The following is a 22,001-nucleotide window of genomic DNA, read 5'->3' as shown; positions in this document are numbered from 1 at the left end:
GGCTCGGTGCTGTTCATGGACAACCTGCTGACCAACTGGGCGCGGCCCTTCATCGTCCACGAGCGGCGCTACGTCTATCCGCACAAGCCCACGCTGGGCGCGAACTGGATCAGCCTCGATGATGTGGCCAAGATCATGATCCACGCGATGGACCGGCCGGACATGGAAGGCACCTGGATGAACATCGGCGGGCCGGAGCGCCTGCTGCCGCCGCAAGTCGCGCAGATCCTTTCGGACCACTTCGGCTATACCGTGAAGTACGATCCCTGCACCCCTGAGGAATTCGGCGACCTGCTGGTGGCCGCGCTGGGCGATTCGATGGCGGAAGCGGAGCGCAAGCCGTTCTCGGCGGGGATCGCGGCGTTCTACAACTACAACAACAACGCGCCGACCAAGCCCTTCGAGGTGAATACCGAAGCGATGATGGAGCGCCTGCCGGGCGTAGAGCTCGAAACGCTGGCCCAGTGGGTCGCGCGGCAGGACTGGACGGATACGGCGCACCGGCCATCGGCGGGGTGATCCACTAGTCCTCCCCAAACCTCCTCCCACCCCGCTCACCCTGAGCTTGTCGAAGGGTGCTTGTGCAACTGTTGTCCGTGATGCTTCGACAAGCTCAGCATGAGCGGAGTGGGGTGACAAACCCGGCGAAGACGCTGGACAAGAAACCGGCGCGGTGCGACCAACCGCGCCGGTTTCTGTTTGCGAATGAGGCGTTTCATGCGGTTGCTTCGGGGTATTTCGGCGCTGGCTCTGGGGATCGGTCTGAGCACGGCGGCGCTCGCGGCGGACAAACCGGCGGATGCGGCAAAGCCCGCCGAAGCGGCAAAGGCTGCGGCTGCGGAGCTGTTCCAGCCTGAGGAAGTGGCAAGCGAAGGTTCGGTCAGCGTGCGCGGCGCGAAGATCGACTACAAGGCGGTGGCAGGCACGCTCGTGGTCCATGCCAAGGGCTGGGACGATGCGGCTAAGCCCAAGGCCGAAGCGGTTGGGGACGATGCACCCGCCGAAGCCTCGATGTTCTACACCGCCTATTTCAAGAAGGGCGCGCCCGCTGCGGATCGCCCGATCATGTTCGTGTTCAACGGCGGGCCGGGTTCCTCCACCGTGTGGCTCCACATGGGCGCCTTCGGGCCGCGCCGGGTGGTGACGGCGGACGGCAGCCATACGCCGCCTGCGCCCTACCGCGTGGTCGACAATGGCGAGAGCCCGCTCGATGTGGCGGACCTCGTGTTCATTGATGCGCCGGGGGCGGGGTTCAGCCGGATCGCGGGGAAGGACAAGGAAAAGGCGTTCTACGGCATCGATCAGGATGTCCATGCCTTTGCCGAGTTCATCAAGGCGTTCCTGAGTAAGTACCAGCGCTGGAATTCGCCGCGCTATCTGTTCGGCGAGAGCTATGGCACGCCGCGCGCGGTGGCCTTGGCGGCGCGGCTGCAGGCGTCGGATTCGGTCGATCTCAACGGGATCATGCTGCTCTCGGTGACGCTCGCTTTCGATTTCTGGGCCGATGCGCCGCAGTGGAATCCGGGTAATGATCTGCCTTATGTCGTGACCTTGCCGACCTATGCGGCGACAGCCTGGTATCACAACCGCGTGCCGGGTGGCCGTCCTGCGCAGCTTGAGCCGTTTCTGGCGGAGGCAGAGCGCTTTGCCACCGGCGACTATGCGGCCGCGCTGATCGAGGGGAATGACCTTCCTGCGACGCGCAAGCAGGCGATTGCGGAGAAGCTGTCGCGCTATACCGGCCTTCCGGTGGCATATATTCTGCGCTCGAACCTCAGGGTCAATCTGGGCCAGTTCAACCGCAATCTGAACGACGATGCCGGACAGACCCTCGGCCGGCTCGATACGCGCTTTACCGGGCCGAGCCTCGATGTGCTGAGCCGCGAGGCGGAGTATGACCCCCAATCGACCGCGATCAGTTCAGCCTATGTCTCGGCCTTCAACGATTATGCGCGCGGCACGCTGCGCTATGGCGCGGGCAAGGCGTTCAAGCTCTTCGCAAACGTCGGTGACTGGGACCTCAAGCACACCCCGCCGGGCGCCGGATACGCGGTGGAAGGCGCAGCAAACGTGCTGCCCGATCTGGCCTTTTCCCTGAAGACCAATCCCTCACTGCGCGTGCTGGTGCTGGGGGGGTATTACGATACGGCAACGCCCTACTTCGAAGGGCGCTTCCAGATGCGGCACTTGGCCGTTCCGGAGGAACTGCGGGGGAACATCTCGTACAAATACTACCCGTCAGGCCACATGGTCTATGCGCACGAGGATTCGCTGAAGGCGCTGCATGACGACGTGGCGGCGTTTGTGAAGGGGCGCGGGAACTAGCCCGCGTTGGCGGCTAGCCAGCGGCGGGTGGCCTCTGCCACGACCTTCGCGCGTGCGCCGGGATCGGGGAAGCCGTCGCGCAGGGCCTTGGAGCGCAGTTCGATGCTGAGCGGGATGCCGGGCGGGAATGCCTGGTACATCGCGGCCAGCGGGAGCGCGCCTTCTCCGCATTGCTGCCTGAGGTCGATGGCATCGGTGATGATCGCGCCGAAGTCTGCCGGATCGGGGCGCTGGGCGGGTGCGTCGCAGAACTGCGCGTAGGGCAGGAGTTCGCGCCGGACCTTTGCAAGATCAGCGACGGGGCTCAAGGAGCGGTCGACGTGGATCGGATCGATCAGAAGCGCTCGCAACGGATGGCCGACCTCGTCCAGCACGCTGAGCGCCATCGCGAGCGTCTTCACTTCGGTGAAGATGCCGAACTCCAGCGCGACACGCATGCCCGAGCCTTCGGCATGGACGCAGAGCTCGTGGAGGCGCGCGGCGGTTTGCGCCATGTCGGGATCGGAGGAGACGCACAGGACATTCCGTGCGCCCAATTCCGCGCCGACATCGATGACCTTCTTGTGGAGCGCCATGTCGCTGCCGGGCTGGATCCAGATCACCTCGACGTCGAGCAGCGGGAGGCCCGTATCCGCCAATGCGGCGCGGGCCTCCCGCTTCTTCGTATCGGTCCAATCGCCGGGCTCGACCCAGAGGCCGGTCATGTCGAAGCCGCCAGCGGCAGCGGCGCGGATCGTCTCGACGGGGCCGAATTCGGGGACGATGCCCGAGGCGAAGGAGATCGGGTTCATCAGATCGAACTTCCTCCGTCGATACGGAACTCGGCGCCGGTGGTGAAGGTGGATTCATCGGAAGCGAGGTAGACCGCGATGGCGGCGATCTCCTCGGGCGTGCCGATGCGGCCGATGGGGTGGACGGCGACCCAGCCGGCATAGACCTCGTCTGGATTGGGGACCTGCGCCAGCACCTTGTCGAGGATCGGGGTGCGGATCACGCCGGGGTGGATCGAGTTGCAGCGAATGCCGTAGCCGCTCTTGCCACAGTGTGCGGCGACGGATTTGGTCATGATGGCGACTGCCGCTTTTGCACCGTTGTAGGCCACAAGGTCAGCGGTTGCCTTGATCCCGGCGAGCGAGGACATGTTGATGATCGAACCGCCGCCGGTCCCCTTCATCTTGGCGACGGCATACTTGCAGCCGAGGAACACGCCGACGACATCGATCTCGAACTCGTGGCGGAACTGTTCGAGTGTGACCTGCTCGATATTGCCGGCGGTGGTGATGCCGGCGTTGTTGATGACGCAATCCAGCGTTCCGATGCCGTCGACTGCCGCGGCCCAATCGGCTTCCTGCGTGACATCAAGGTGGATGTAGCGCGCGTTTGCACCGAGCTGCGCTGCGAGCGCTTCGCCACCAGCGTCATCGATATCGGCGATCACGACGGAAGCGCCTTCAGCGACAAAGCGCGCAGCCATGGCGGCACCTAGACCAGAGGAGCCGCCGGTGATGAGGGCGGTCTTGCCGTTCAGTCGCATCAAATTCTCTCCCATCAATTCTTGTTCTTTGGTTTCACACTGCATTCCGTTCGTGTCGAGCGAAGTCGAGACACCATAAGCCGCGCATTGTGTCTCGACTTCGCTCGACACGAACGGGGGTGGGTCATCTAGTCTGCAGATTCGCCGGCTCGACCCGTTCCCAATCGTGATATGCCTGCCGTGCCACGATGATCCAGCGCCCGTCGCGCTTTTCCATGCGGTCGCAGTAGCGGCCCGCGACGATCCAGTCGGTCGCCTTGCCGTGGGTTGGCACGGGGGTGCCTTCCAAATGGCCGGCCTCGATGAAGTGGTAGGCGACGAAGTTGGCTTCGGTCTCCACGCTCAGGCCATCGGGCGCAAAGGTGAAGTGGACGTTGCCGATGGTGTGGTGCGTCGCGGGGATCGTGCCCAGTACGGCACTGGCAAAACCGATAAACTCGTCCGGCGATCCGACGAAGGTGGAGTGGCGATGGACATGGTCATCAGCGAAGCACGAGCGGACCAGAGTCCATTCTTTCCGGTCGATTCCCTTGCAATAGCGGTGCAGCAGATCGCGCACTTCCTCGCGTGCCAGCAGTTCCTCTGTCGTCACTGGCACGGCCTCGCCCCTCTCTTTTGCTAGTAACGTCTGCCTAGCATCCGGGGTGAATTGGTGGGAACTTGCATAATTGAGAGGAACGCAGCGTTATGGGCAGGCTAGCTGGAAAAGTTGCGATCATCACGGGCGCGGCCAAGGGCCTCGGCGAAGCAGACGCGCGCATGTTCGTGCGCGAAGGCGCGCGGGTGATCCTGACCGATGTGGACCGCGAAAGCGGCGAGCGCGTCGCGGCCGAGATCGGCGAGATGGCCGAGTTCCGCTACCTCGACGTGCGCCACGATGCCGAATGGAAGGCGCTGGTCGATGATGTCGTGGCGCGGCATGGCAAGCTCGATGTGCTGGTTAACAACGCCGGTGTGGTCGAACTCGGCGATATCGAGACGCAGACCGAGAAGGACTACCGCTTCATCATGGCGGTGAGCGCCGATGGCACCTGGTTCGGCTGCCAGCACGCGGTGCGCGTGATGAAGGAAACGGGTGGCGGCTCGATCATCAACATGGCCTCGATCGCATCGGTGCAAGGCGAGAGCGCGGTCGCCGCATATTGCGCAGCAAAAGGTGCGGTGGAAGGGCTGACCCGGGCGGTCGCAGTGCATTGTGCGCGGCAAGGCTACAACATCCGCTGCAATTCAATCCACCCGGCGGGCATCCTGACGCCGATGGTGATCGAAGTAGGCCGTCAGGCGGCGCTCATGCGCGGGGCGGAGGAAGCGCTCAATGGCGGCCCGATCACCAAGCTCGGCGAACCCGACGACATTGCCTACACGGTGGTGTTCCTCGCCTCGGACGAAAGCAAGTTCATCAACGGCGCGGCGATCCGCGTGGATGATGCGAAATCGGTGATCGCAGGCAACGCCTGATCACTCGGCAGGGAAGGATCGGCAAATGATGGATCAGCAGACGGTCGATACGATCAAGCGGCTGATGGAATGGGAAGGGGCGCGTGACCGCCCGCCCGAAGGTTTCCCGCATCTGCCGGATCTGCCCGCCGGGCGCTACACGAGCCAAGAGTATTACGATCTCGAGCAGCAGTACATCTGGAAGAAAAGCTGGCTGTTTGCCGCGCATCTCGATGAAGTGCCCGAGCCCGGCTGCTTCATGCAGTGGGACAATGCCGGGCAGCCGCTGATCATCGTCCACGGCATGGATGGCGTAGTCCGCGCGTTCTACAACACCTGCCGCCACCGCGGCGCGCCGGTCGTGACCGTGCAAAGCGGGCGCAGCCCCCGCCTGATGTGCGGCTATCACAACTGGACCTACAAGACCGACGGCGAGCTGGTCGGCGTGCCGGAAGCGCAGGATTTCACAGGACTCGACAAGTCCTGCCGCAGCCTGATCGCGGTGCGCTGCGAGATGTACGGCAAGCTGATCTACGTAAACCTCGATGACAATGCGGTGTCCCTGCGCGAGTGGATGGGACCGATCTGGGACGAGTGGGAAGAGTTCGCGTTCGACAAGGTGAAGCTCGCCGCGCGCCAGTCGTTCGATCTCAAGTGCAACTGGAAGGTGGCGATGGAGGCCAACATGGAGGTCTACCATGTGCCCTTCATCCATCCCGGCACAGTGGCGCCGCTGGTCGATCACAAGCGCAACGTCAACACGATGTACCGCAATGGCCACGCGCGGATGATCGCGCCCGCGCCGAGAAATACCGACCGCGAACATGTGCGCGCGATCGATAACCCGCCGGAATGGCAGTCGATCGAGACGGTGGGCGAACTCGGGCGCACCACCACGCAGAGCTACACGATGTTCCCCAACTGGGTCTCGCCGCTCTCCAACTTCTTCATCCCGCCGCTGATCTTCTGGCCGACTTCGCTGAATACCACCCGGCTCGAACTCATCACCATGGCGCTCGACTGGGGTGAAGGCCCGGTGCCAGACCTCTGGACCGTCCCCGACGGGATGGGCGGGCGTCAACTGAGCCCAATCATCGAGGAAGACACCCAGTTTGGTGAGGCGATCCAGAAATCGATGGAAAGCGACGGCTTCAAGTCCGTGCCGCTGAGCTATCAGGAAGCGCGCATCTACAGCTTCCACCAGACCTGCGACAAGATGATCGGGCTGGATCGTGTGCCGCCGCAACTCGCGGTGGAGCAGGTTATCGGCCAGGAATGGGTCTGGCCGAATGATCCGCGTGTGGCGCAAATGGAACGGCAGGTCGAAACAGCATGAGCATTCTGGACGGGTTTCGCATCGACGGGCAAATTGCGGTCGTTACCGGCGCAGGCAAGGGCATCGGGCGGGCTATTGCCATTGCGCTGGCAGAGGCCGGTGCGGATGTCGCGCTCGGCGCGCGGACCGCGGCGGACATCGCGGCGGTGGCCGAGGAAATCCGGGCGCGTGGTCGGCGGGCGCTGGCGGTGCCGACCGATGCCACAAGCCTGGCAGCGCTGGAAAACCTTGCCGCGCGGGCGGCGGAAGAACTGGGCCCGGTCAGCATCTGGGTCAGCAATGCCGGCGGCATCCCCGATGGCAATCCGCGCTATCTCACCAAGACCACCGAGGCGAGCTGGGACGCGCAGGTCGATCTCAACCTCAAGGCCGTGTGGATGGGCGCCGTGGTCGCGGCCAAGGCCATGGGCGAAGCGGGCGGGGTGATCCTTAACACCTCCTCACGCGCCGCGTTCGGGCCGCAAGTGAAGAACGGTCCCTATGCGGCGGCCAAGGCCGGTGTGAACAGCCTGACGCAGACGCTTTCGCGTGAATTGGCGCCGAAGATCCGTGTCAACGCCGTCGCGCCCGGGCCGATCCCGACCGAGAACTTCAACGACTGCATGCGCACCGACGACGAAGCCAAGCGCGAGGCGCTGCGCGAAATGATCGGCATCCCGCTGCAGCGTTTCGGGCGCGAAGAGGATATCGCGGCGGCGGCGCTCTATTTCGTTTCGCCCGCTTCAGGCTGGGTGACGGGGCAGTGCCTCTATGTCGCCGGGGGGCTGTGAAGTGAGCGAACAGACCGACGTGCTTATCATCGGCGCGGGCGCGGCGGGCATGGCAGCCGCGCTTTCGGCGCATGCGGCGGGCGCCGAGGTTGTGCTCGTCGAAAAGGGCGAGCGGCTGGGCGGCACGGCGGCGGTTTCGGGCGGGATCATCTGGGCGGCGAACAACCCCCGGATGCAGGCCGCCGGACTGGCCGACAGCGAGGCGGACGCGCTCGCCTATTTCGGCAGCCTCGATCACGGCGAGATGGAGCCCGAAGTGCTGGGCGCCTTCGTGCGCGAGGCGCCGGGCGCGCTGGCCTTTCTGGAGGAAGCGGGTGCGCTCGCGGTCAGCATCCTGCCGGGCTATCCGGACTATTACCTCGACCGGCCCGGCGCGAAACCGGAAGGTGGCCGCGCGCTGGACAACGAGCTGTTCGATTTCACGACGCTGGGGCCTTGGGCCGAGAAGGTATTCAGCGACGGCGTGATCCAGCGGATGATGCTGCGCGAAACGCCGCTAGGCGGGAGCAGCGGCTATGTCGATCCGGCGGAGCTCAAGCGCCGCGCGGACGCGGACTTGCGCGGGTTCGGGCAGGCGATGGTCGGGCGATTGCTCGCGGCGTGCCTGGCGCGCGGGATCGAGCCGCAGCTGGGTATGAAGGCCGAGCGGCTGATCGTGGAAGAGGGCCGTGTGGTCGGCGTCGCGTTTGCAGGCGAGCGCAGCATACATGCGGCACGCGGGGTCATTCTGGCGACTGGCGGGTTTGAGTGGAACGAGGCGCTGAAGAAGACGTTTCTGCGCGGGCCGCTCGATATGCCGGCCTCGCCGCCGGGGAACACCGGCGACGGGCTGAAGCTGGCTATGTCGGTCGGCGCGGGGCTGGGCAACATGACGAGCGCGTGGTGGGTGCCGACGCTTTCCATCGGCGGTGCACACTGGGCGGGCGGGGAGCAGCGGGCCAGCCCGGTGCTGATCGAGCGGACCTTGCCGCACAGCCTGCTGGTCAACCGGGCGGGCAAGCGGTTTTGCAATGAGGCGATCAACTATTCCTCGCTAGCGGGGGCCTTCCACCTCTTCGATCCCGCGACCTACGATTATCCCAACAATCCGGCATGGCTCGTGTTCGATGCACAGTACCGCGCGCGCTATCCGATCGGGCCGGTGATGCCCTTCGATGCGCTGCCGGACTGGGTTTTTTCGGCGGATACGCTGGAGGAGCTGGCAGCGAAGATCGACGTCGATGCTGCAGCCATGCTGCAAACCGTCGAGCGCTTCAACGCGCATGCTGCCAACGCTCAAGACCCCGATTTCGGGCGCGGCGTGAGTTCCTACGATCATTTCTATGGCGACCGTTCGCGGCCCGGTGCGGCCGCCACGCTGGGGCCGCTCAGCCAAGGGCCGTTCCATGCAGTGCAGCTCAAGCTCGGCGCGCTCGGCACCAATGGCGGGGCGCGGACCAATGCGGCGGGGCAAGTGCTGGATGTGGAGGGCGAGCCGATTCCGGGGCTTTATGGCGCTGGCAATGTGATCGCTTGCCCAACGGGTAGTGTCTATGCGGGCGCGGGCGGCACCTTGGGGCCGGCGCTGACTTTCGGCTGCATCGCGGGCCGCACGGCCGCGCGGCTCGCCAACCAATAAGGAAGGATTTTCGAACATGCGCATTCTGGTGCTGGGCGCAACGGGCGACCAGGGGCATCCGCTGCTGACCCGGCTGCTGGCGGCGGGGATGACCCCGGTGGCGGCCCTGCGCAATCCGGCCGCGCTTGCGGGGACCGAGTTCGCCGATGTCGAAACCGTGGCGGCGGATATCTACGACGAGGCTTCGATGATCGCGGCGGCCAAGGGCATGGACGCGATCGCAGCGCATCTGCCCTTCGTGTTCGACCGCGATCTTGCGCGCAAGATGGGCGCGAACATCGCGGCGGCGGGGCGCGCGAATGGCGTGAAACGCATCGTCTTCCACACCAGCTGCCACATCGCGAACGAGGATATCGGCAGCCCGGCGATGGACGGACGGCGCGATATCATCGCGGCGATTGCAGGCAGTGGCTGCGAATGGGCGATCATCGAGTCGCGCGTGTTCATGGACAACATGATCCGCAGCTGGAACAAGCCCGGCATCGTCAACAAGGGCGTGTTCGCCTATCCGGCCAAGCCTGATCTCAAGATCTCGTGGATATGCCTTGATGATGTGGCGGCCTTCATGGTCGAGGCGCTGGCCAACCCCGATCTGCCGAGCGGGCGCTACCGCGTCGGCGGGCCGGAGGCGCTGGTGGGCGATGAAGTGGCGGCGATCCTGAGCGAGGTCTCTGGCAAGCACATCGTGTTCAAGAGCCTGACGCCGGATGACTTCGCTTCGGCCATGAGCCTGCTGGTGACGGGTTCGCCGGACGTGAAGCCGGCCTCGATTTATGACGGGATGGCGCAGTTCTACCGGTGGTACAACGCGCAGCCGCAATCGCCGCTGGTCGTTACGCCGGAGGAGATGGCGAAGCATTTCCAGCACAAGCCGGCGAGTCTGGCGAGGTGGGCGGCGCGGCAGGACTGGAATGATCCGCGCGATCCGGCGCTCGCCACGCGCATGGCGGGGATGTCGCGCTGATTCCTGCCCTTTGGGGCTCATCCAATTCGGTAGGTCCGGATGCGCGGGAGTGCCGCTAGTCTTGATCCCAACACAACGCATCCGGGAGATTCCGACGTGACTGAAACCCGCCAATGGCTGCTCAATGGACACCCGCGCGGCCGCCCCATCAACGATGACGACCTCAAGCTGGTGACGACCTCGCTGCCCGAACCGGGGCCGGGCCAGATGCTGCTGAAGACGCACTACCTCGGCTTCGATCCGGCGCAGAAGGGCTGGATGGAGAACATTGCGGACTACGTCGCGCCAATGGCGATTGGCGATGTGATGCGCGGCTCGGGCATCGTCGAGGTCGTCGCGAGCAACGGCGGCAAGTTCCCGGTGGGCACCACGCTCGCGGGTTCGATCAACTGGAGCGAGTACCTCATTCATGATGGCGAGGGCCTGATCCCTTGCATGCCCGATCTGCCGCCGACGGCGATGCTCTCGATCCTCGGCACCACGGGCGTGACGGCCTATTGCGGCCTGTTCAAGGTGGGCGAGCCGGTCGCGGGCGACGTGGTGGTCGTCTCGGGCGCGGCGGGCGCCACGGGTTCGATTGTCGGCCAGCTGGCAAAGATTGCGGGCTGCACCGTGATCGGCATCGCGGGCGGGCCGGAGAAGTGCGAATGGCTCGTCAAGGAAGCGGGCTATGACCACGCCATCGATTACAAGGCCGGGCCGATCCGCGCGCAGCTGAAGGAACTTGCGCCGAACGGGATCAACGTGATCTTCGACAATGTCGGCGGCAAGATCCTCAACGACATGCTGGCCTGCATCGCCACCAATGCACGCGTTGTGATCTGCGGCGGCATCAGCCGCTATGAAACGGGCAACCTGCCGGCCGGGCCGGAAAACTATTTCAACCTCGTGTTCCGCCGGGCGCGGATGCAGGGCTTCATCGTGCTCGATTGGGCCAACGAATTCCCGGATATCCGGCGCCGCCTGGTGAAGTGGGTGAATGAAGGTCGTCTGGCCTACCGCGAGGACGTGCAGAACGGCTTCGAGAATGCACCTGCCACCTTGCAGCGGTTGTTCTCTGGTTCGAACAAGGGCAAACAGCTGCTCAAGCTGTAAAACTGTAAGGAGACAACGCCATGGCAACCGTCGCGATTACCGGGGCCGCGCGCGGCATCGGACTTGAGCTTGCTGCGCAGCATGTTGCAGCAGGAGACACCGTGATCGCACTGCCGCGCAAGGCCAGTGCCTCGCTGGAGGCGCTTGCCGCGTCCTCTGACGGGAAGCTCACGATCCATCTTTGCGACGTGGCGAACGACGCTTCGGTGCGCGCGGCGGCGGCTTCGAGCGGGGACGGCGCGATCGACGTGCTCTATAACGTGGCGGGCGTGACCGGGCCGATGGCCAACGAGCTGGAAGGCGCGGACTGGGACGCGTGGAACGAGGCCTTCGCGATCATGGTGCAGGGTCCGCTGCGCGTGTTGCAGGCGTTCCTGCCACGGCTTGGCGAAGGCAGCCGCGTGATCAACGTGACCAGCCAGCTGGGTGCTTCGTCGTGGGCGATGGGCGGCATGTATGCCTATGCGTCCGCCAAGGCGGCGCTCAACCGGCTGATGGCTTCGGTGGCCATCGATCTCAAGGGCAAGGGAATCGTGATCGGGCTGGTCCACCCCGGCTGGGTACAGACCGACATGGGCGGTCCGCATGCGCAGATCACCCCCACCGAAAGTGCGGCAGGGCTACGCAAGCTGGGCGCGGAATGGACGCTCGCCGATAGTGGCGCATTCCGCAAGTGGAACGGCGAGCCGCACGAGTGGTAAGCGCGGCCAGAGACCACTGACAGGCAGTTGAACACGAAAAGCCGGCCCCGCCAAAGGGCCGGCTTTTCTGCTTGAGAAGCCCTACGCGGCACCGGGGCAGCAGGGGGTTTTCGTGATCCGGCACAGCTGCCGGTTTCCCTATCAAAAGTACTGAAAAGCCGCATAAACAGTTGAGCCGTCGGGCGGGATTGGTACCCTCGCCACAGTCCGCCGACCCGCGCAAGAATCCGGGCGGCGGCACATGCAAGCGGGAGAGGTGAAATGCGCCAGACTGATTCGGTGCGACAGGAATTTCTTGCGGGCACGGCGCGCGTCGCCGTTCTTGCGATGCTCGTGCCCGGCGCGCTGCTGGCCGCAAGCCCCGCGATGGCCGCCGATGAAGCGGCCGCACCGCCGCAGTCCGGTGCCACGGCCGAAACACCCGCCGCGAGCGGTGTCGAGGACATTATCGTCACCGCCCGTCGCCGTTCGGAAAGCGTGCAGAGCATTCCGGTTTCGGTGCAGGCAATCAGCGCCGCAACCGTGCAGGCGCGCGATCTCACCAGCCTTGAGAAGATTGCTGCGGCCACGCCGCAGTTCACCGTTGCGCGCGCCTCGAACGGCGCCGGCGCGCAGCTGACCATGCGCGGCATCGGCTCGAACGCGACCTCGATCGGCATCGAGCAGTCGGTCGCGATCGTGGTCGATAGCGTCTACTACGGCCAGGGCCGCGTCATCAACGAGGGCTTCTTCGATCTCGCCCGCGTCGAGATCCTGAAAGGACCCCAGGCGCTGTTCTATGGCAAGAACGCGACCGCCGGTGTGATCAGCCTGACCACCGCCGATCCGGGCAAGGACCGCGAGATCCTGGCGCGCGTCGGCTATGAAGTGAATGCCCGCCAGCTTTATGGCGAGCTGATCTACTCGACGCCGCTGAGCGATACGCTCGGCCTGCGTCTTGCCGTGCGCGGTTCGAAGATGTTCGGCGGGTACTACCGCAATGCTGCAGGCTCTCAGGCCTACAACACGTTCGACGTGGCGACTGGCACGGTCAATCCGCATACCGCTGCGGCGGCAGCAGCGGACCAGCCGCAGGAGCGCGAACTGATCGGCCGTGCCACCCTGAAGTACGACGGCGGCAGCGGCCTTACCGCGACGCTCAAGGCCTCGGGTTCGTGGAACGACACGATCGGCAACGGCTGGAACTATTCGGCGGTGCGCTGCCCGACCGGTGCGACGGCGCTGAACCCGGCTTACAAGTGCGATGGTGGCTTCAAGCTCTACCAGAACAACTTCCCCGTCGATATCGCGCAGGCGACGCCTTATGGCCGCAGCAACGGCGATCTCTACAACACCTACAAGTCGTGGCAGATGACCGGCACGGTCAACTACGACATGAACAATGTCACGCTGAACTCGGTCACCAACTACAACTGGAACAACAACAAGTTCGGCTGCGACTGCGACTTCCTCGGTGGCGGTGTGTGGGCGACGGAGAACGCCAGCTATCACGCTTTCAGCCAGGAGCTGCGCGCGCTGACGAAGTTCGATTCGCCGGTCAACCTGATGATCGGCGGGCTCTACCAGAAGACCAAGCGCACTTTCTTCCAGGCGGTGCTCTTCGCCAATATCGAAAACTCGAAGGCGCCGACCGGCATGCGCTATGTCGCCTATTCCAAGGATTCGGCAACCGACGGCGAGACCCTTTCGGCCTATGGCCAGGCGATCTGGAAGATCCTGCCCACGCTCGAGGCGACGGCGGGTGTGCGCTACACGCACGAGACCAAGAACAGCGTCTTCACCCAGCCTTACGTAAATCCCGCGCTGACCGGCATTTTCCGGCCGCAGAGCGCGGCGACCAACGGCACCTTGACGGGAGACCAGACGTTCGAGGACTGGTCGCCGGACGTGACACTGAGCTGGAAGCCCAGTTCGGACGTGATGGTCTATGGTGCGTACAAGACTGCCTACAAATCGGGCGGTTTCTCGAACAGCGCGATCAACTCCGCGCTTGTGACGAACAATCCGTCGGCCGACCTTGCGTTCAACCCCGAGCGCGGCCGCGGCTTCGAGGCGGGCATCAAGACCACGCTGTTCGACCGCCAGCTGCGCGCGAACCTGACGCTGTACAACTACAAGTACACCAACCTGCAGATCGACTTCTTCAACTCGCAGGTCTTCGCGTACGTGACCTACAACGCAGGAGCGGCGCGCTCGAAGGGTGTCGAGCTTGAGCTGGAATATGCGCCGCGCGGCGTTCCCGGTCTCTCGCTCCACGGCACGCTGAACTACAACCGGGCGCGCTACATCGATTTCATCGCACCGTGCTGGTCTGGCCAGAGCATTGCGGCGGGCTGTTCGCTGCGCGTGGCGGGAATCGAGCGTCAGGATCTGAGCGGCACGCCGACTTCGGCCGCACCGGAATGGACTGCGACGGCGGGGGTTTCCTATGAAACCGACATCGGTTCGAGCCTGAAGATCGGCGGCAATATCGATGCGCGCAGCTCGAGCTCGTATCTCGGATCGAGCTTCGGCGATCCTTATACCCGGCAGGACGGGTATGCCGTGCTCGATGCGGGTATCAGGATCGGCGCGCAGAACGATCGCTGGCAGTTTGCCGTGATCGGCAAGAACCTGACCAACAAGTTCTATTTCATCGGCGGCGGCACCGCGCCGCTGACAGGCGCGGGCACCGGCACGAACAATGCCACGCTGGGCGATATCATCGGCTATGGTTCGATGCCGCGCACGGTGCGGCTGCAGGCCACCTTCCGGTACTGACCGGAACAGGGAGGGGCATGAAGGAGTTTTTCGGGCATGAACCTTGAAACCAGTCTGCCTCTCCCTGCGGAGCCCGGCGCGGCACGCTGCCCCGGGCCGAGCACGCGCGACATCATCCTCGCCGACGGGCAGGATGTGCCGCCCGCTTTGATAGCCGAGGCCTATGCCTTTGCCGGCGATGCCGACATCGATTACGACCGGTACACCTCGCCCGATTTCATGGCGCGCGAATTCACCCATCTGTGGGCGCGCACCTGGCAATGGGCCGCGCGCGAGGAGCACGTTCCCGAGGCGGGCGATTACATCACCTACGATATCGGGCCATGGTCGATCCTGATCGTGCGCGGCGATGACGGCGAAATCCGCGCCTATCGCAACGTGTGCCTGCACCGCGGTACGCAGCTCAAGCGGTCCGACACCAGCGGCAACGCGGTGGAGATCCGCTGTCCGTTCCACGGTTGGCGCTGGTCGCTGGAGGGGGAACTTTCGCACCTGCCGTGCCGGTGGGATTTCCCGCATGTGAAGGACGAGGAATTCCAGCTTCCGCAAGTGCGGATGGAGACCTGGGGCGGGTTCATTTTTATCAACCTCGACCCTGATGCGCGGCCGCTCAAGGAGCAACTGGGGCCGCTTGCCGAGCACTTTTCGGGCCGCTGGGATCTCGCTGACCGGCGGATTTCGCTGCACTTGCAGAAGGAATTGCCGACCAACTGGAAAGCGGCGCAGGAGGCGTTTCTCGAGGCCTACCACGTCTATGAAACGCACGCGCAGGCGCTGCCGACGGCGGCGGATGCCAATGCGCAATATGACCTGTTCAGCGATCACGTGACGCGGTTTGTGCACACCATCGGCGTGGCGAGCCCGCATTACACCGGCACGCAGACCGAGGCGGAACTATTCGACAAGCTGCGAGTAGGCGGAGGCCCGCTTCCGGAAGGGCGAACGGCGCGTTCCTATGCTGCGCAATTGCTGCGCGAACAGATGTCCGAGGCTCTGGGCGTGCCGCTCGATCAGTATTCGGACAGCGAGATGCTCGATTCCATCGAATATCACTTGTTTCCGAACATGTGCCTGTTCCCCGGCGTCTCGCTGCCGATGATCTACCGGTTCCGGCCGATCGGGAACGACCCCTCGCGCTCGCTGTTCGATCTGATGTTCCTCAAGCTGGTGCCGCCAGGAACTCCGGTGGAGCATCCGCCCGAGCCGGTGCGCCTGAAGGTCGAGCAATCCTATGCCGAAGCGCCGGGGATGAACCCGGGGCTGGGCGGGGTCTATGATCAGGATACCGACAATCTCGCGCTGCAATACCAAGGCTTTCTGGGTTCGGCGAAGCGCGGGCAGACGCTGGGGAACTATCAGGAAGCGCGAATTCGACAGTTCCACCAGACGATCGATCACTATCTAACAAGGGACTGATGATGGACCCGATCGATCGATTGATTTCCCGGCAGGCGATTTATGACCTGAGCTGCGACTATATGCGCGCGCAGGACCGGCTTGATCCGGCGTTGCATATCGCGGTGTTTCACGAGGATGCGACGACCGACTACGGCGCCGGCTGGCAGGGCGATGCGCCCGGGTTTGTCGATTTTGCGCAGCGGGTGCTGACGCCGCACAAGGCCAACCACCACATGATCGGGCAAGTGCGGATCGATTTCGAGAGCGCTGACGTCGCCTTCGGCGAAGTCTATTTTCAGGCACACCACCGGATTGCTGCGGAAAGCGGTGAGCGGGACATGTTCGTCGCGGGGCGCTATGTTGATCGCTACGAGCGGCGCGGCGGCGTGTGGAAGATCGCGCACCGCAGCGAACTGGTCGATTGGGTGCGCGAAGAGCCGGCGGCTGATCTGCCGGGGGGCGAGACGATGTTTCCGTGGGGTGCAAGAGCGCCGCACGATCTCAGTTGCCGCCGCGAGGAGATGAGGCTGCGATGAGCAAGGTTTGCCCCGAAGAACTGGCCGACAAGCTGGCGATCATGGATGTGCTCAGCCGCTATGCGCGCGGGATCGACCGCTGCGATCTGGCGGTGCTGCGCGAGGTCTGGTGGCCGGAAGCCGTGGCCGATTACGGCACCGGAGAGGTCAATGCGCTGGCGTGGTCGGACGGCGTTGTGCCCGCGCTTGCTGCAATGCGCCGGACGCAGCATTTCCTTGGCAACATGGTAATCGATATCGACGGCGCGCATGCCACGGCAGAGACCTATTGCCGCGCGTGGCATGAGGTCGATACCCCCGATGGCCCTTACGAGATGGAAGTCGGCGGCCGCTACCTCGACCGGCTCGAGCGGCGCGGCGATGATTGGCGGCTGCTGCACCGGCGCTATGTGCTCGACTGGAGCCGCAATGGGCCATCGACTGCGCAGTGGGATGGGCCGCTTTATGGCACGCTCACGCGGCACGGGAAGCGCCTGCCAGACGATCCCCTCTATACCGGAGACTGAACACATGGCCGCTGACCTTGATCCGCGCGTTGCGCTGCTGCTCGACAAGATGGCCTGCACCGAGCTCGTCCACCGCCTTGCACGCGGGATCGACCGCTGCGATGCCGATCTGGTGCGCGCGGTGTTCCACCCCGATGCGACTGACGACCACGGGATGTACAAGGGCACGGCCGAAGCCTTCGTGCCGTGGGTGATGGAAGTGCTCGCCGGCATGCGCCGCACGCAGCATGTGATCGGCAATGTGCTGATCGAGGTGGAAGGCGACAGGGCGCAGGGCGAGGCCTATTTCATCGCGCACCACCATGTTCCGGGCGCAGAGGGGGACAATTTCATGGTTGCCGCCGGGCGCTATCTCGACCGGTTCGAGCGGCGCGAGGGCGAATGGCGCATTTCGCATCGCCATGCGGTCTATGACTGGAGTACAGTCGCTCCATCGACCGACATGTGGGACCGCGGGGCCATGCCGGACTACGCCTTTGGCGCACGCAGCCACGCCGATCCATCCTACAATCACTTTGCCGGTGCCTGATACAGGAGACCATGTCATGACGACTGAGACTACGACTTCGGCCGAACTCGTCCGCGCCCGCGCCACTTCGCTGGCCGATATCTCGCCGCTTGCCGATCCGCCGCTCGGCAATGCGCCGATCACGCCGGACCGCTACTTCTCCAAGGAATGGGCCGACCGCGAATGGGAGAAAGTCTGGACCAAGACCTGGCAGATCGCCGGGACACAGGCGCAGATCCCGAATGCAGGCGATTGGCTGACCGCCGATTTCGGCCCAGAAACCATCGTCTGCGTACGCGGCGATGATGGGACGGTGCGCGCGTTCTACAACGTTTGCCAGCACCGCGCGATGCCGGTGGTCACGGGCGAGCAGGGCCATTCCAAGCGGCTCGTGTGCCCCTATCACGGCTGGACCTATGACCTCACCGGCAAGCTCAAGGTCGTGCCCGACGAGGCTGATTTCGTGCAGGGCTCGCCCTGCGGCAAGCTCAACCTCGTCGAGGTGAAGTGCGAGACCTGGGCCGGGTTCGTGTGGATCAACATGGATAAGGACGCCGCCCCGCTGCGCCAGTTCATGGGGCCGATTGCGGACCAGATCGATACCTATCCGATGGATGCGATGGTCCGCACGCACTGGGTGACGATCGAGGGCAACTTCAACTGGAAGCTGGTGCAGGACAACTTCAACGAGAGCTACCACGTGCCTTTCGTCCATCCGCAGACGAAGTTCGTGATGGAATATGGCTACAACCACTGCCAGTTCGATCTCTACCCCGAAGGCCATGCGCGCATGTTCATGCCGGGCGCGGGGCCGACGAAGCAGCTGCGCGGCGGCGAGGCCGAGACGCTCGAAATGCTGCGCGAGGAGCTGGTGTTCTGGGATCTCGATCCCGAACAGTTCCGCGGCGGCAAGACGGGCGAGATCCGCAAGGCGCTCCAGCAGGCCAAGCGCGCAAAGGGCGCGGAGAAGGGCTTCGACTTTTCGACCTATCACGATGACCAGCTGACCGACCACTGGCACTACACGATCTTCCCGAACCTCTCGTTCAGCCTCAAGCCCGATGGCAACATCTGGCTGCGCGCGCGGCCGCATGAGACCGATCCCGAGAAGTGCTACTTCGACATGTGGTACATGACGCTCTTCCCCGCAGGGACGACGCGCTACTACTCGCAGTCGATGTCCGAATGGGTCGACGTTTCCGTCCCCGCGCCGCACGTGCAGGGCAAATGGGGCGATGTTTCGGCCGGCCCCGGCATCGATCAGGACGTTTCAGTGTGGGAAGCGCAGCAGCGCGGCCTGCACTCGCGCGGGTACAAGCGCGACTATCTCGCCTGGCAGGAGCGCCGGGTGCGCTATTTCCATGAGAACCTGGAAAAGTGGATGGCGGATTAAGCCCACCCCCGGCCCCTCCCGCAAGCGGGAGGGGAGTAAGGCTCAGGCCACCTTCACCAGCACTTTGCCGATCGCGCCGCCGCCCAGCATCTTTGCATAGGCGGCGAGCGTGTTTTCGAGGCCCGGGGTTTCGTCGAAGCGCGAGACCAGGCGGCCTTCGTCGTGCCACTGGCGCAAAGGGGGGATGAACTCCTCCGCACGGCCGAAGTGATCGGGGACGAAGAAGCCTTCGATGCGCAGACGCTTCATTAGCACCTGATCGTAACGCGCGGGGCCGGGGAGCGGCTTGTCGGCATCGTAGGCGGCAACGAGGCCGCAGACCGCGACGCAGCCGAAAAGCGCCATGTTGGGCAGGATAGCGTCGAGGATAGGCCCGCCGACATTGTCGAAATAGGCGTTCAGCCCGCCCGGCACTTCGGCGGCGAGGCGGGCTGCGATATCGTCCGCCTTGTAGTCGATTGCGATATCTGCACCCAGTTCCTCGGTGAGATAGGCGCACTTGGCCGGTCCGCCCGCAATGCCGACGACATGCGCGCCGAGATTGCGCGCAACCTGCACCGCAAGGCTACCGGTGGAGCCAGCGGCGGCCGAGACGGCCATCCACTGGCCGGGCTGGATGCGCGCAGTATCACGCACGCCGAGCAGCGCCGTCCAGCCGTTCATGCCTAGCGCGCCGAAATGTTCGCGCAGGTCGGGCAGGCTTTCGTCGAGCGCCATGAGGCCGGCTGCGGCGGGTGTCACGACGGAATAGTCCGCCCACTGGCCAAAGCCCCGCACCAGCGTGCCTTGCGCAAAGGCGGGATCGCGGCTTTCGACAATGCGGCCGATGACGAGGCCGGACATTTTCGAGCCGAGCGGCAGCGGCGGCTGGTAACCATCGGTGCGCGGGCTCATCCACATGCGCGTGCCGGCGTCCATCGAGAGCCACTCAGCGGCAATGCGGACTTCGCCTTTAGCGAGCGGCTGGAGCCCCTCCTCGCGCAACGAGAGCGCGCTGGCGAAGTCGTCGCCCTTGGGATGGGCATCGAGCTGCCAGAAGCGGTTGGTGGTCATGGAAGCAGCTTTCAGCGCAAACGGATGGTGGTGATGAGATCGCGCTCCGGCGCGCCATCGCGGCCAAAGTCTTTGGCGGCATCGGCGATCATGGCGTAGAAGCCGAGCAGGCTGGGGCGAGGGGCATAGAGCTCGGTCATGTGGCCGAGGCTCGCGCTGGTATCGGCAAAGGCATAGACAAAGCCATCGGCCATTTCCGCGCGCATCGCGCAAGAGGCGCCCTGCGCCGCGAACTCTGCCAGCGCTGCATCAACATCATCGACGAAGACGGCGACGTGGTGCAGCCCATAGCTGTCCGAGCCTTCGGGAAACATGTCATGGAACGGTGAGGGGCCGGGATTGTTCTGCTGCACGAACTCCACCATCACATCGCCCCATTGCCCATAGGCGGAGCTGTGATCGTGCAGACGCTCCACGCCCCGGTGAACCGCCCGCGCTACCGGGATATTGTCCGCGACGAAGAACGGGCCGGAGCCATAGACTGCGTGGTGCGCGCGGGCCGCCGCGCGCACATCTGCGCAGAAATAGGCGACCTGCCGGATGGGCAGGCCCATTAGCTGACTCTGGCCATCAGGCGAACAGCGATTCCGGCGTTTCGATCAGTGCCTTCAAGGTCTGCAGGAAGGCCGCGCCCGCCGCGCCATCGATCGCGCGGTGATCGACCGAGAGCGAGAGCTTGATCTGGCCTTCGAAGGCGATGTCACCCTCAGCCGTTTCAGTCGCCACGCGGTTGATGCCGCCCACCGCAAGGATCGCGCCCTGCGGCGGGTTGATGATCGCGTCGAATTCCTCGATCCCGAACATTCCGAGGTTCGAGATGCTGAAGGTGCCGCCGTCCATGTCCTCGAAGCTGAGGCGCCCAGCCTGCGCCTTGTCGATGAGGGCGCGGGTGGTGGCCGCGATCTGCGCGATGTGCATCCGGTCCGCCTGGCGCACGATCGGGGTGACGAGGCCCTTGGGGCTCGCGACTGCGATGGCGACGTCGGCATGCGGGAAGCTGTGCACCGCATCGGCTGCGACCTGCACGTTGACGTCCGGGTGGCGAACCAGCGCCATGGCGACGGCCTTGACGAGGTAGTCGTTGATCGAGGCTTTCGTCCCCATCACGACATTGGCTGTCTTGCGCAGCGCGACCAGCTCATCGACCCGTGCCGAGACGCGCAGGTAGAAGTGCGGGATGGTCTGCTTGGCCTCGGTAAGGCGGCGGGCGACGACCTTGCGCACCTTGTCGAAGGGCTGAACAACCGGCGTGTTGGCGACTGCCACGAAGGGTGCGCCGAACACGGGTGCGGGCGCGGCTTCGGGCACAGCAGGCTTCACCGCGCCGAGCACGTCGGCCTTCGAGATACGGCCGCGCGGGCCGGTGCCCTTGAGGGCGCTGAGATCGATGCCGTATTGCGCGGCAAGGCGCGCAGCGAGCGGCGAGGCGTAGACCGTGCGGGTTTCGGCCGGGAGTTCGGCGGGCCCCTCCGGCGTGTACGCCCGCTCAGGGCGCATCGCCTGGACGACGTCCTGATAGGTGATGCGGCCACCGCGGCCCGAACCGGCGATGGGTTCGATATCGACGCCGTGGGCTTCGGCGAGCTTGAGCGCTTCGGGGCTGATCGCGCGGTTGGTGACGATCTTCTTGGGTTCCGCCGCAGCGGCCGGCGCAGGTTCGGGGGCGGCCGCGGCCGGTGCCGGCTCGGCGCTGGTGGCCTTGGCGGCGACACCGGTTTCCGCCGGCTTGAACGCAGCGATGAAGGCATCGACTTCGGCATCGGTGGTGGCCGCATCGGTGAACACGCCGAGCAGTGCACCCACCGGTTGCGGCTGGTCGCTCGCGGGAACGAGCACGCGCTTCAGCACCGCGTCGTATTCCGCTTCGACCTCGTTGGTGATCTTGTCGGTTTCGATGAGGCAGATGACCTGGCCGCGCGTAAAGGCCTGGCCTTCCTGGACCATCCATTCGGCAATGGTGCCCTCGGTCATTTCGATGCCCCACTTGGGCATGCAGAAGGGGCGAATATCAGCCATGACGGCGTTCCTTAGCGGTAGGAGAGGACCTTGCGCACCGCCGCTTCGATC

21 protein-coding genes are annotated in these 22,001 nt (G+C 64.6%); 15 read left to right on the top strand and 6 right to left on the bottom strand.

The features are described from left to right. Both Q0071_RS14775 and Q0071_RS14770 read left to right on the top strand, forming a co-directional pair. Positions 1-519, top strand: a 519-nt coding sequence (locus tag Q0071_RS14775) for a hypothetical protein (protein ID WP_298171034.1), incomplete at its 5' end; no start/stop codon positions are given. 198 nt (positions 520-717) lie between these two features. After that, positions 718-2,325, top strand: a complete 1,608-nt coding sequence (locus Q0071_RS14770) for a peptidase S10 (protein WP_298171031.1) — start codon at positions 718-720, stop codon at positions 2,323-2,325. Here Q0071_RS14770 and Q0071_RS14765 read toward each other — a convergent pair. From Q0071_RS14765 to Q0071_RS14755, 3 genes are all read right to left on the bottom strand, one after another. Then, positions 2,322-3,116, bottom strand: a complete 795-nt coding sequence (locus Q0071_RS14765; RefSeq protein WP_298171029.1) for a sugar phosphate isomerase/epimerase — start codon at positions 3,114-3,116, stop codon at positions 2,322-2,324. The two genes, Q0071_RS14770 and Q0071_RS14765, sit on opposite strands and share 4 nt — an antisense overlap. After that, positions 3,116-3,859, bottom strand: coding sequence for a glucose 1-dehydrogenase (locus Q0071_RS14760; RefSeq protein ID WP_298171026.1), 744 nt, complete (start codon positions 3,857-3,859; stop codon positions 3,116-3,118). Before Q0071_RS14760 ends, Q0071_RS14765 begins: the two co-directional genes overlap by 1 nt. 124 nt (positions 3,860-3,983) lie before the next feature. Next, positions 3,984-4,457, bottom strand: a complete 474-nt coding sequence (locus tag Q0071_RS14755) for a nuclear transport factor 2 family protein (protein ID WP_298171024.1) — start codon at positions 4,455-4,457, stop codon at positions 3,984-3,986. A gap of 89 nt (positions 4,458-4,546) precedes the next feature. Between Q0071_RS14755 and Q0071_RS14750 the strand changes: the two genes are divergently transcribed. From Q0071_RS14750 to Q0071_RS14690, 13 genes are all read left to right on the top strand, one after another. Beyond that, positions 4,547-5,317 carry an SDR family oxidoreductase gene (locus Q0071_RS14750; protein ID WP_298171021.1) on the top strand — a complete coding sequence of 257 codons (771 nt, stop codon included), beginning with the start codon at positions 4,547-4,549 and terminating at the stop codon, positions 5,315-5,317. 25 nt (positions 5,318-5,342) lie between these two features. Continuing rightward, positions 5,343-6,632 (top strand): aromatic ring-hydroxylating dioxygenase subunit alpha, encoded by a 1,290-nt coding sequence (locus Q0071_RS14745; protein WP_298171018.1) that lies wholly within the window; start codon positions 5,343-5,345, stop codon positions 6,630-6,632. Beyond that, positions 6,629-7,402, top strand: coding sequence for an SDR family oxidoreductase (locus Q0071_RS14740; protein WP_298171015.1), 774 nt, complete (start codon positions 6,629-6,631; stop codon positions 7,400-7,402). The genes Q0071_RS14745 and Q0071_RS14740 overlap by 4 nt, the downstream gene beginning before the upstream one ends. A gap of 1 nt (position 7,403) precedes the next feature. Next, on the top strand, positions 7,404-9,020 hold the full coding sequence (locus Q0071_RS14735) for an FAD-dependent oxidoreductase (RefSeq protein ID WP_298171013.1): 1,617 nt from the start codon (positions 7,404-7,406) through the stop codon (positions 9,018-9,020). A 16-nt stretch (positions 9,021-9,036) separates the two neighbouring features. Continuing rightward, on the top strand, positions 9,037-9,984 hold the full coding sequence (locus Q0071_RS14730; protein ID WP_298171010.1) for an NmrA family NAD(P)-binding protein: 948 nt from the start codon (positions 9,037-9,039) through the stop codon (positions 9,982-9,984). A gap of 96 nt (positions 9,985-10,080) precedes the next feature. Continuing rightward, entirely contained in the window at positions 10,081-11,079 is a 999-nt protein-coding gene (locus Q0071_RS14725; RefSeq protein WP_298171007.1) for an NADP-dependent oxidoreductase, read from the top strand. Positions 11,080-11,099: 20 nt separating this feature from the next. Beyond that, positions 11,100-11,780: an SDR family NAD(P)-dependent oxidoreductase gene (locus tag Q0071_RS14720; protein WP_298171005.1), complete on the top strand. Its 681-nt coding sequence runs from the start codon at positions 11,100-11,102 to the stop codon at positions 11,778-11,780. 261 nt (positions 11,781-12,041) lie between these two features. After that, positions 12,042-14,540, top strand: a complete 2,499-nt coding sequence (locus Q0071_RS14715) for a TonB-dependent receptor (RefSeq protein ID WP_298171002.1) — start codon at positions 12,042-12,044, stop codon at positions 14,538-14,540. A 36-nt stretch (positions 14,541-14,576) separates the two neighbouring features. Beyond that, positions 14,577-15,956: an aromatic ring-hydroxylating dioxygenase subunit alpha gene (locus tag Q0071_RS14710; RefSeq protein ID WP_298171000.1), complete on the top strand. Its 1,380-nt coding sequence runs from the start codon at positions 14,577-14,579 to the stop codon at positions 15,954-15,956. A gap of 2 nt (positions 15,957-15,958) precedes the next feature. Beyond that, on the top strand, positions 15,959-16,474 hold the full coding sequence (locus tag Q0071_RS14705) for a nuclear transport factor 2 family protein (protein ID WP_298170997.1): 516 nt from the start codon (positions 15,959-15,961) through the stop codon (positions 16,472-16,474). Beyond that, entirely contained in the window at positions 16,471-16,980 is a 510-nt protein-coding gene (locus Q0071_RS14700) for a nuclear transport factor 2 family protein (protein WP_298170994.1), read from the top strand. The genes Q0071_RS14705 and Q0071_RS14700 overlap by 4 nt, the downstream gene beginning before the upstream one ends. Positions 16,981-16,984: 4 nt before the next feature. Beyond that, positions 16,985-17,509: a nuclear transport factor 2 family protein gene (locus tag Q0071_RS14695; protein ID WP_298170991.1), complete on the top strand. Its 525-nt coding sequence runs from the start codon at positions 16,985-16,987 to the stop codon at positions 17,507-17,509. Positions 17,510-17,525: 16 nt separating this feature from the next. Beyond that, positions 17,526-18,881: an aromatic ring-hydroxylating dioxygenase subunit alpha gene (locus tag Q0071_RS14690; protein WP_298170988.1), complete on the top strand. Its 1,356-nt coding sequence runs from the start codon at positions 17,526-17,528 to the stop codon at positions 18,879-18,881. Between the two features lie 42 nt (positions 18,882-18,923). Here Q0071_RS14690 and Q0071_RS14685 read toward each other — a convergent pair whose 3' ends face one another. From Q0071_RS14685 to Q0071_RS14675, 3 genes are read right to left on the bottom strand one after another with little or no spacing between them, the layout of a single operon-like run. After that, positions 18,924-19,934 carry an NADP-dependent oxidoreductase gene (locus Q0071_RS14685; RefSeq protein WP_298170985.1) on the bottom strand — a complete coding sequence of 337 codons (1,011 nt, stop codon included), beginning with the start codon at positions 19,932-19,934 and terminating at the stop codon, positions 18,924-18,926. A gap of 11 nt (positions 19,935-19,945) precedes the next feature. After that, a complete protein-coding gene (locus tag Q0071_RS14680) occupies positions 19,946-20,488 on the bottom strand; it encodes a VOC family protein (protein WP_298170982.1) in 543 nt (180 codons plus the stop codon). A gap of 16 nt (positions 20,489-20,504) precedes the next feature. After that, complete coding sequence (locus Q0071_RS14675) at positions 20,505-21,950, bottom strand: 2-oxo acid dehydrogenase subunit E2 (RefSeq protein ID WP_298170978.1); 1,446 nt, start codon at positions 21,948-21,950, stop codon at positions 20,505-20,507. Positions 21,951-22,001 lie beyond the last annotated feature (51 nt).

The sequence above is a fragment of the Novosphingobium sp. genome (genome assembly GCF_027486195.1).
In the GTDB taxonomy this organism is placed as follows: domain Bacteria; phylum Pseudomonadota; class Alphaproteobacteria; order Sphingomonadales; family Sphingomonadaceae; genus Novosphingobium.
The sequence above is the reverse complement of the archived record's forward strand: the minus strand, read 5'-3'. Positions and strand labels throughout refer to the sequence as shown.